This is a genomic window from Arthrobacter crystallopoietes BAB-32, assembly GCF_000328305.2.
Taxonomy (GTDB): Bacteria; Actinomycetota; Actinomycetes; order Actinomycetales; family Micrococcaceae; genus Crystallibacter; species Crystallibacter crystallopoietes_A.
This window is the reverse complement of sequence record NZ_ANPE02000119.1, coordinates 1-9,794: the sequence shown is the minus strand read 5'-3', so window position 1 is coordinate 9,794 and position 9,794 is coordinate 1. Positions and strand designations below refer to the sequence as shown.

The window sequence follows — 9,794 nt, the reverse complement described above, 5'->3', positions numbered from 1 at the left end:
ACGGACCAGACGTCGGCGGAGACGTTCCAGTCCTCGGCCAGGATCTGCTGGGCCTCGAGAGCCCAAGGAACGGCAACGCCGGAGGCCAGCAGTTGGGTGCGGGGACCGTCGATCTTGGCCGGGGCCAGCAGGTAGATGCCCTTGACCAGGCCTTCAACGTCCAGCTCTTCGGGTTCGACCGGTTGGATGATCGGCTCGTTGTAGACGGTCAGGTAGTACATGACGTTGGGATCCGGGTGGTTCCCGCCGTACATGCGCTCCAGGCCGGCCTTCATGATGTGGCCGATCTCGTAACCGTAGGCCGGGTCGTAGGTGATGACCGCAGGGTTGGTCGACGCCAGCAGCGGGGAGTGCCCGTCGGCGTGCTGCAGGCCCTCGCCGGTCAATGTGGTCCGGCCGGCGGTGGCACCGATAACGAAGCCGCGGGCCATCTGGTCACCGGCAGCCCAGAAGAAGTCGCCGGTGCGCTGGAAGCCGAACATGGAGTAGAAGATGTAGATCGGGATCAGCGGCTCGCCGTGCGTGGCATAGGAAGTGCCGGCCGCGGTGAAGGCCGAAACGGAGCCGGCCTCGTTGATGCCCGTGTGCAGGATCTGGCCCTGCGGGGACTCCTTGTAGGCCAGCACCAGGTCGCGGTCCACGGACAGGTAGTTCTGTCCCTTCGGGTTGTAGATCTTCGCAGTGGGGAAGAACGAGTCCATGCCGAAGGTCCGGGCCTCATCCGGGATGATCGGCACCACGCGGGCACCGAATTCCTTGTCCCGCATGAGGTCCTTGAGCAGGCGCACAAAGGCCATGGTGGTGGCCGCCTGCTGCTTGCCGGAGCCGCGCTTGGCGACCTCGTAGGCCTTCTCGTCCGGCAAATGGACAGGAGCGTGCTCGCTGCGGCGCTCCGGCACCGAGCCGCCGAGAGCGGCGCGGCGATCCATCAGGTACTTGATCTCCGGTGAATCCGAACCCGGGTGGTAGTACGGCGGGCGGTACGGGTCGGCCTCAAGCTGCTCGTCGCTGATCGGGATGCGCAGATGGTCCCGGAAGTCCTTCAGGTCCTGCAGCGTGAGCTTCTTCATCTGGTGGGTCGCGTTGCGGCCCTCGAAGTGGGTGCCGAGGCCGTAGCCCTTCACGGTCTGGGCCAGGATCACCGTCGGCTTGCCCTTGAACTCGGTGGCGGCCTTGTAGGCGGCGTAGACCTTGTGGTAGTCATGGCCGCCGCGCTTGAGGTTCCAGATCTCCTGGTCGCTCATGTCCGCGACCATGTCCTTGGTCTGCGGCGTCTTCCCGAAGAAGTGCTCGCGCACGAAGCCGCCGGACTCAGCCTTGTACGTCTGGTAGTCGCCGTCCGGAGTGGAATTCATGATGTCGACCAGGGCGCCGTCCCGGTCCTTGGCCAGCAGCGCGTCCCATTCGCGGCCCCAGACAACCTTGATGACGTTCCAGCCCGCGCCGCGGAAGAACGCTTCGAGTTCCTGCATGATCTTGCCGTTGCCGCGCACCGGGCCGTCCAGGCGCTGCAGGTTGCAGTTGATGACGAAGGTCAGGTTGTCGAGCTTCTCGTTCGCCGCCAACTGGAGGAAACCGCGCGAATCGGGTTCGTCCATTTCGCCGTCGCCGAGGAAGGCCCAGACGTGCTGGTCGGAAGTGTCCTTGATGCCCCGGTTCTGCAGGTAGCGGTTCAGCTGAGCCTGGTAGATGGCGTTGGCGGGGCCGATGCCCATCGAGACCGTGGGGAACTCCCAGAACTCCGGCATGCTGCGCGGGTGCGGGTACGACGGCAAAGCGTGACCCTCGCGGGACTTTTCCTGCCGGAATCCGTCGAGGTCCTCTTCGGTCAGGCGGCCTTCGAGGAACGCCCGGGCGTACATGCCGGGGGAGGCGTGGCCTTGGAAGAAGACCTGGTCGCCGCCACCGGAATGGTCTTTGCCACGGAAGAAGTGGTTGTAGCCGACTTCGTAGAGTGTGGCGGCGCCGGCGTAGGTGGAGATATGTCCGCCGACTCCGATGTCGGGGCGCTGTGCGCGGTGCACGAGCATGGCAGCGTTCCAGCGCATCCAGGCGCGGTAGCGGCGTTCGATTTCCTCATCGCCGGGGAATTCGGGTTCCTGGTCCACCGGAATGGTGTTCACGTAGTCGGTGGTGGTGACCATGGGAACGCCCACGCTCTGCGCACCGGCCCGCTGCAGCAGCGAACGCATAATGAACTGCGCCCGCTCAGTGCCCTGCGACTGGATCAGCTGATCGAGAGATTCCATCCATTCGGCGGTCTCTTCTGGATCACGGTCCGGCAGCTGGCTTGTCAGGCCGCTCAGGATGTGTGAGGTGTCTTCTCCTGCGCTCACGTCCAACCTCTCTGATGTGCAGATTGTGTCTGCGCCTTGTCTGGTCAAGCGTCCCGGCCGATTGTACGGCGGGGTTCGGCCTCTTCGCCGGAGGCATCGGCTGCTGTTCCATGCCGGATCCGCCGGACGGTACAACTGGTGCAACTCTAGCTGTTTCGCGGGCATCTACGCAGCACGTGACGGCTCCGCTGCCGCGTCCGCCGGGGCTTGGGTCTCTCCAGTATCCGGCTACGGGCACTGTCCATTGTTTCGGCGGCCAGGCGTCACGGCCGCTTGAAGCAACCACAAATAGGGTGTTGGCTTGTAATATCCATAACAACGTCCGAACCGGACGCAGGAAGTTGCAACTAGGAGGAGCACAGTGAGTGAGGCCGAGACCGCCGCAGTCGATAATGTGGCGGGCAAATTGGGTTTCAAAGAAGGGGACCTGATACAGGAGTTCGGCTACGACGACGACGTGGATTTCGATTTGCGCGACGACATCGAGGAACTCACCGGCTCGGAGTTGCTCACCGAAGATGACCAGGAAGCAGTGGACTCCGTCATCCTGTGGTGGCGTGACGGAGATGGAGACCTGGTCGATGCGCTGATGGATGCCCAGACGACGCTCGACTCCGGCGGGCAGGTGTGGGTCCTCACGCCGAAGTCCGGCCGCGACGGTTACGTCCCGCCGTCGGAAATCCAGGAAGCCGCACCCACTGCAGGACTGCATGCTACGTCCTCGGCCGGTGTCTCCGACGACTGGGCCGCAGCGCGGCTCGTGAGCAAGCGGAACAAGGGCTAGGGCCATGACTGAACCTGTTATCGGGCAGCCGGCGCCGGATTTCGAACTCTCGAACCAGTTCGGTGAGCCCGTCCGGCTCTCGGCCTTGCGCGGCGAGAACATCGTCCTGGTTTTCTACCCGTTCGCTTTCTCGGGCATCTGTACCGGCGAATTGTGCGAATTGCGCGATGACCTGGAGTCGTTCAAGAGCGAAAATGCCCGTGTGCTGGGCATTTCCATCGACCATAAGTTCGCCCTGCGTGCCTTCGCCGACAGGGAGGGCTACGAGTTCGACTTGCTCGCCGACTTCTGGCCCCACGGCGCAGTTGCCAAGACCTACGGTGTGTTTGACGATGAGTCCGGCATGGCGCTCAGAGGTACCTTCATCGTCGACGCCGAGGGCGTCCTGCGGCATGTCATCCGGAATTCCCGCTCCCAAGCGCGGGATATCCAGGAGTACCACCGGATCCTGAAGGAACTGTAGGCAAGCCACCAAATGGACGGGCAGTTGCGGGATGTGCTAGAGATCCTTTCCGGTCGGCCCCTGGCCGTCCTCACTGGGGCAGGCTTGAGCACGGACTCCGGCATCCCCGACTACCGGGGCCCGGGGTCCGTTCCCCGCAATCCGATGACCTACCAGCAGTTCGTCTCGGACGAGTTGCTTCGGCGCCGGTACTGGGCGCGGAATCATGCCGGCTGGCGCCATATGCGCCGGGCGCAGCCCAACTCGGGCCATTTCGCCTTGGCTGAGATAGAACGCAAGGGCGTGCTGACCGGACTGATCACGCAAAACGTCGACCGGCTTCATCAAGCCGCGGGAAGCCGGAAGGTTATCGACCTCCACGGCCGCTTCGACCAGGTTATCTGCCTTGACTGCGGAACTATCGTGGACCGCGCTGCGCTGGCCGTCAGGCTTGAGAGCCTGAACGAGGATTGGACGGCCGGTAGAGCGGATGCGGGGGATGTAGCGCCGGACGCGGACGCGGACATTTCCGACACCGACGGCTTCGTGGTCGCCGCCTGCGAGGTCTGCGGGGGAATGCTGAAGCCGGACTTTGTCTACTTCGGCGAGAACGTGCCCAAAAGCCGTGTTGCCGCAGCGTATGCCATGGTCGACGCTGCAGCGGCCCTGCTGGTAGCCGGGTCGTCGTTGACAGTGATGAGCGGCCTGCGCTTCGTCCGCCATGCCGCCAAGCAGGAGAAACCGGTGGTCATCATCAATCGGGGTCAAACCCGGGGCGATGGCCTGGCCGCGGTGAAGCTGGAGGCCGGAACCTCAGAATCCCTGCAGGCGCTTTCGGCCGGGCTGCCTGGGCTGGCAGGGGCTGGTTCGGGCCCGGCCGATTGGCACGCCGGACCGGTTATCAGGTAAGGTATTTCCTTGTGATGTTGCGGCGGATAACGCATTGCGGCACTGTACAAAACATCGCATTGGGTCTTTAGCTCAGCTGGTAGAGCGCCACGTTTACACCGTGGATGTCATCGGTTCGATCCCGGTAGGACCCACCCGCCAGGGCCTCGGACACGGGGTCCTGTTTGCGTTTAAGGAGCGCGAAGCTGATCATGTTTGATCCCGAGCAGGGCTAGCCGGTTGGCCATAGCAGGGTACGGCTTGATACCAAGGAAGAGGAACGTTCCCGACTTTAGGTGCATATGCCCCGACGCACTGTCCGGCTCGCGGCCGGAGCCATGACCGCAGTGGCGGCTGCCGCGCTGACCGTTTCCGCGCTCAGCTTCGCCGACGACGGCGGTAGCCGGGACCTGCTGCACGCCCTGCCTGAGCATGGCCTCGCCCTGGCGGGACCAGCCCCGGCTGAGCGTACTGCTCCCGGCGGAAGCGGTTCTAGGGAGGAGCGCTTCCAAGCGGCTATGGCCGAGCATGCCGCAGTGACGGGCAAGACTTTCTCCGTGGCCGTTCGTGATGGCGAGACCGGTCAGACATGGACGTATGAGCGCGACCGGCGCTACATGGAAGCCAGCATCGTGAAGGTATCGATCGTGCTGACGCTGATCCGGCAGGCCACAGAGGACGGCCGGGGGCTGACCGGCGAGGAACTTGAGCTCGCGGGCCTGATGATCAGGGAGAGCGACAACGAGGCCACCAACGAGCTGTACATTCGGATCGGCGGCGAGGTGGGACTCGAAGAGACCTACCGGCTTCTGGGCATGGCCGGAACCGAGGCAGGCGCCGGCTGGGGCGCGTCGCTGACGACTGCGGAAGACCAGCTGAAGGTGGTCGACGCCGTCGTTTATGGTGCCGAATGGCTCGACGAAGAGCAACGGAACTACCTGCTGGAACTGATGAACTCGGTGGAAGGCTCCCAGTATTGGGGAGTTCCCGCTGGAACGGATGATGCCGCCGTCGCACTGAAGAACGGCTGGCTGCAGGATGACCAGGGGCGCTGGAATGTGAACAGCATCGGACATGTCAGCGAAGGCGCCAACGAATACAGCATTGCTGTGCTTTCCAACGGCAGCCCCGCCAAGGACGACGGTGTGGACCTCGTCGAGGACGTGGCAGCCATCGTCCACGACCTCTGACCAGCCCGTGCCGGAAAAATAGTGCAACCGCTTACCGCTCCCGTACAGGGCCCGGCTAGGCTGGACACTGGATTCCCGCCGGCCGGCGCAATTGCCCTGCCGGTTCCGCAAGCAGCAATGGAGACTTCATGAGTGCACACATCGGAGTGACAGGTTTGGCCGTTATGGGAGCCAACCTCGCCCGGAACTTCGCCCGCAACGGATACACCGTGGCACTGCACAACCGCTCGGCGGCCAAGACGGACGCCCTGCTGGAGAACCACGGTGACGAGGGCGATTTCGTCCGCACGGAAAGCCTGGCTGAACTCGTTGACGCGCTGGAGAAGCCGCGCCGCGTGCTCATCATGGTCAAGGCCGGCGCTCCGGTGGATTCGGTGATCGAGCAGTTGGTTCCGCTGCTGGACGAGGGCGATATTGTCATCGACGCCGGCAACTCGCACTACGAAGATACGCGCCGCCGGGAAGCCGCACTGGCCGAAAAGGGCCTGCACTTCGTCGGCATCGGTGTCTCCGGCGGTGAGGAAGGTGCGCTGCTGGGGCCGTCCATCATGCCCGGCGGTTCGCGCGCCTCGTATGACTCCCTCGGGCCCATGCTGGAGAAGATCTCCGCAAAGTACGACGGCGAGCCTTGCTGCCGGTGGGTGGGTACCGACGGTGCCGGGCACTTTGTCAAAATGGTGCACAACGGCATCGAGTATGCGGACATGCAGGTCATCGGCGAAGCCTCCGACCTCCTGCGTTCCGCGGCCGGACTGGAGCCTGCCGAGCAGGCGGAGGTCTTCACCGAATGGAACAAGGGGGAACTGTCCTCGTTCCTGATCGAAATCACCGCCGAGGTCCTGGCGCATACGGATGCCAGGACGGGAAAGCCGTTTGTCGACGTCGTTGTTGACTCCGCGGGCCAGAAGGGGACCGGACGCTGGACCGTAGTGTCCGCGCTGGAGCTCGGTTCGCCGGTGTCCGGAATTGCGGAGTCCGTGTTCGCCCGCGGCCTGTCCTCGCAGCGGGACCAGCGGGCGCTGGCCCAGGACATCCTCGCCGGCCACGAGGACCAGGTCCAGGTGCCGGAGGGATTCGTCGAGGACGTCCGGCAGGCGCTGTTCGCGTCCAAGCTGGTCAGCTACGCGCAGGGCATCGACATGCTGACGGCGGCGGCGGCCGAATACGGCTGGGACCTGAAGCTGGATGAGATCGCGTCGCTGTGGCGGGCCGGTTGCATCATCCGCGCCGAACTGCTGGACGACATCATGAAGGCCTATGCGGACGAGGACAAGCCGGCAAACCTGCTCTTCGCGCCCGCCTTCGCCACCGCGATCGCGGACGCCGTTCCGGCTTGGCGGCGGGTGGTCGCTGTGGCGGTGCAGCTTGGAATCCCGGTGCCGGTGTTCTCGAGCTCGCTGGCGTACTACGACGGCCTGCGCCGCAAGCGGCTTCCGGCGGCCCTGACCCAAGGGCTGCGCGATCTCTTCGGGGCCCATACCTACCGGCGGGTCGACGCCGAAGGCACGTTCCACACATTGTGGGGCGGGGACAAGTCCGAGGTTTCCGCCGTCGATACTCACTGACGGGACACAAGCGCCGACAAAGCATTGAGGCCCCGGCCCCGCCACAGGGCAGGGCCGGTGATCGCACGTGCGCAGAAGTACGTCAGTATGAAGAGCGAAAATACAGGATTATGCTTCAATGACTACCAGTGAGATTGTCCGGTCCGGCGGGACGCCGGCGGAACAGATCCCCGTGGAGCGGGCCCCGGTCCGGAGTGAAGGAGACCCAGGACCGAGGGGCCGGTTCTATTTGCTGGACAGTCTTCGAATGGCCGCGGCCCTTGCGGTCGTGCTCTATCACTTCACGTCGCGTGAGAACGCCGCCTGGGGCCTGCCAGTCGCCGAGGTTTTCCCATCGACCTCGAAAATCACCGCTTTTGGAGGCCTCGGGGTTCAGCTGTTCTTCATTATCAGCGGATTCGTGATTCTGCTGTCGGTCTGGGGGAGAAGCCCGTCCCATTTCATCGCGTCCCGCATCGGAAGGCTGTTTCCGGCCTATTGGACGGGCGTCCTCCTCACGGGATTCCTTCTGCTGGTTGTGTGGCCGGAGGGCAAGGACATCTCGATGACACAGGTCCTCGTGAATCTGACCATGTTGCAGGAACCGCTCGGGGTCGCCCACGTGGACGGGGTGTATTGGACCCTTTGGGAAGAGCTCAAGTTCTATGTGCTCATCGGCGTCCTTGCCACCGTCGGAATTACCCGTAGCCGGATTCTCTTGTTCTGTACGTTCTGGCCCATAGCTGCCGTCATGGCGGGACAGGCCCAAAGCCCTTTCCTGAGTGAACTACTCATGCCCCATTCAGCCGCGCTGTTTGCTGGCGGCATGATGATCTACCTGCTTCATCGCGAAGGTCCCTCCATGCCCGCGTTCCTGGTGCTCGGCATGAATGTCATCTTGGCCGCGCAGCAGACAACTACCAGCCACTTCAGAGCGATTGAAAAGATGTCAGGGCATGATTTCGCCGACTACTATTGTTGGCTCGCGATCATGTGCTGTTTCCTCATCGTGGCGGCCACGACACTGACGCCGCTGAAACAGGTGTCATGGAAATGGCTCGCGCTTGCCGGTTCTCTCACCTATCCCTTGTACCTGATACATGAGTACTGGGGCTGGTGGTTCATTTCCGTCTTCGAGTCCTGGCTCTCGCCCTGGCTGACCCTTCTCGTGGCGACCGTACTGTGCGTAGTGCTGGCTTGGGTCATCCACCGAGCGGTTGAACGGCCACTCGGACCGAAGCTGCGGCGGTCCGTGGGCACTGGACTGGAACGTTTGAAGGCCGTCGACGACAGCAGCAGGTCATAGCCGGGACTCGAACGGCGGCGAAGAGTACAGCTGGCCCGCGCACCGGTCGTGCGCCAACTGGTGCGGGCATGGCCTGCGGCAGGACCGCGGCCGTTGCCTCAGGGTGGAACCGGACGTCAGCTGGCTCCGCTCTGAGGCAACAGTGCTTTCGGCCTGGCGGAGAATTACAGGAGCTCGGCCCGCAGATCGGCGGCCGACTTGGGGGAGAGCAGGCCCGGCGGCACGTCGAAGACGGTCTTGGCACCGAACTGGTCCTGTTTGTTCATCCGGTGCACCGCCCGGGCGTAGGCCACCAGGACGCTGGCGGTGAACTCAGGGTTGCTCTCAAGCGTGAGGCTGTACTCGATGACCTGGGCGTGCTCGCTGCTGGTGTTGCCGCTGCGGATAGCGAATCCGCCGTGCGGCATTGCGCGGTGGTCCCGGGCGAGCTCTTCGGCCGAAATGAAGTGGACCTCGGTGTCGTACTGGTCGAAGTAGTGCGGCATAGTCACGATGGCTTCGCGCACCGCGGCGGGTTCGGCGTCCTGCTCCAGCACCACGAAGCACTCGCGCGTGTGCTTCTGCCGGGTCTCCAACTGGGGACGGCTGCCGCTGCGGACCTTGTCGATGGCGGGCTGCGAGGGCAGGGTGTACTGGACGCCGCCGGCGACGCCGGGTACCCGGCGCACGGCATCGGAATGCCCCTGGCTGAGGCCGCGGCCCCAGAAAGTGTACGTGTCGCCATCAGGCAGCAGGGCCTCGCCGTACACCCGATTGATTGAGAACATGCCCGGATCCCAGCCGGCGGAGATCAGTGCCGTTTTCCGGTTTTCCCGAGCCGGTTCGTCCACGGACTCGAAGTATTCAGGGATGCGGGCGTGCGTATCGAAACTATCGACTGTGTTGAATTGTGCGGCCAGGAGCGGCCCCTGCTGCGGGAGGTCTTCCTTAGAGCCGCCGCAGAGGATGAGCACATCGATGCCGTCCTCATGCGCCGCGAGTTCGTCCATGTTGTACACGGGCGTCTGCGGGCGCAGCGGGGCCAGATCTGCCGGAGAGCGTCGGGTAAAGATCCCGACCAGGTTCATATCCGCGTTCTTCTCCACTGCCGCTTCCACTCCGCGGCCCAGGTTTCCGTAACCTGCGATGCCGATTCGGATGGTTTCACCCATGCTTTGTCCTCCCATTTAGTCCAACTTTCCACTATAGGCGCGGAGGTTTGGCGACGCTCATCGTGACAGGGGGCAGGCCGCTGCTGAGCGCACAGAGCGGGGAAGGCAAAGGTCCCGGGCGGCTCAGCTGAGCAGCCCGGGACCTTCCCGAAA

The 9,794-nt window shown here is 63.9% G+C and carries 8 protein-coding genes and 1 tRNA gene; 7 read left to right on the top strand and 2 right to left on the bottom strand.

Translation table 11 applies throughout. From position 1 onward, the window contains the following. The coding region (gene aceE, locus D477_RS09705) for a pyruvate dehydrogenase (acetyl-transferring), homodimeric type (protein WP_005268856.1) at nucleotides 1–2,336 on the bottom strand (2,336 nt) is incomplete at its 3' end. Nucleotides 2,337–2,697: 361 nt separating this feature from the next. Here aceE and D477_RS09700 point away from each other — a divergent pair. The 7 genes from D477_RS09700 to D477_RS09670 all read left to right on the top strand — a co-directional run bounded on the left by D477_RS09700 (nucleotide 2,698) and on the right by D477_RS09670 (nucleotide 8,490). Beyond that, on the top strand, nucleotides 2,698–3,120 hold the full coding sequence (locus D477_RS09700) for a DUF3052 domain-containing protein (RefSeq protein WP_005268855.1): 423 nt from the start codon (nucleotides 2,698–2,700) through the stop codon (nucleotides 3,118–3,120). A 4-nt stretch (nucleotides 3,121–3,124) separates the two neighbouring features. Continuing rightward, nucleotides 3,125–3,583: a peroxiredoxin gene (locus tag D477_RS09695; RefSeq protein WP_005268854.1), complete on the top strand. Its 459-nt coding sequence runs from the start codon at nucleotides 3,125–3,127 to the stop codon at nucleotides 3,581–3,583. A 12-nt stretch (nucleotides 3,584–3,595) separates the two neighbouring features. Next, the gene (locus tag D477_RS09690; RefSeq protein ID WP_005268853.1) at nucleotides 3,596–4,471 is read left to right on the top strand and encodes an NAD-dependent protein deacetylase; all 876 of its coding nucleotides are present in this window, start codon (nucleotides 3,596–3,598) and stop codon (nucleotides 4,469–4,471) included. A gap of 61 nt (nucleotides 4,472–4,532) precedes the next feature. Beyond that, nucleotides 4,533–4,605 (top strand) — tRNA-Val (locus D477_RS09685). Nucleotides 4,606–4,752: 147 nt separating this feature from the next. Further along, entirely contained in the window at nucleotides 4,753–5,640 is an 888-nt protein-coding gene (locus D477_RS09680; RefSeq protein ID WP_005268852.1) for a serine hydrolase, read from the top strand. Nucleotides 5,641–5,768: 128 nt separating this feature from the next. Continuing rightward, nucleotides 5,769–7,205: an NADP-dependent phosphogluconate dehydrogenase gene (gene gndA, locus D477_RS09675; RefSeq protein WP_005268851.1), complete on the top strand. Its 1,437-nt coding sequence runs from the start codon at nucleotides 5,769–5,771 to the stop codon at nucleotides 7,203–7,205. A 118-nt stretch (nucleotides 7,206–7,323) separates the two neighbouring features. Then, a complete protein-coding gene (locus D477_RS09670; RefSeq protein WP_005268850.1) occupies nucleotides 7,324–8,490 on the top strand; it encodes an acyltransferase family protein in 1,167 nt (388 codons plus the stop codon). A gap of 164 nt (nucleotides 8,491–8,654) precedes the next feature. Here the strand turns inward: D477_RS09670 and D477_RS09665 are convergent, their stop codons facing one another. Continuing rightward, nucleotides 8,655–9,641, bottom strand: coding sequence for a diaminopimelate dehydrogenase (locus D477_RS09665; RefSeq protein WP_005268849.1), 987 nt, complete (start codon nucleotides 9,639–9,641; stop codon nucleotides 8,655–8,657). Nucleotides 9,642–9,794 lie beyond the last annotated feature (153 nt).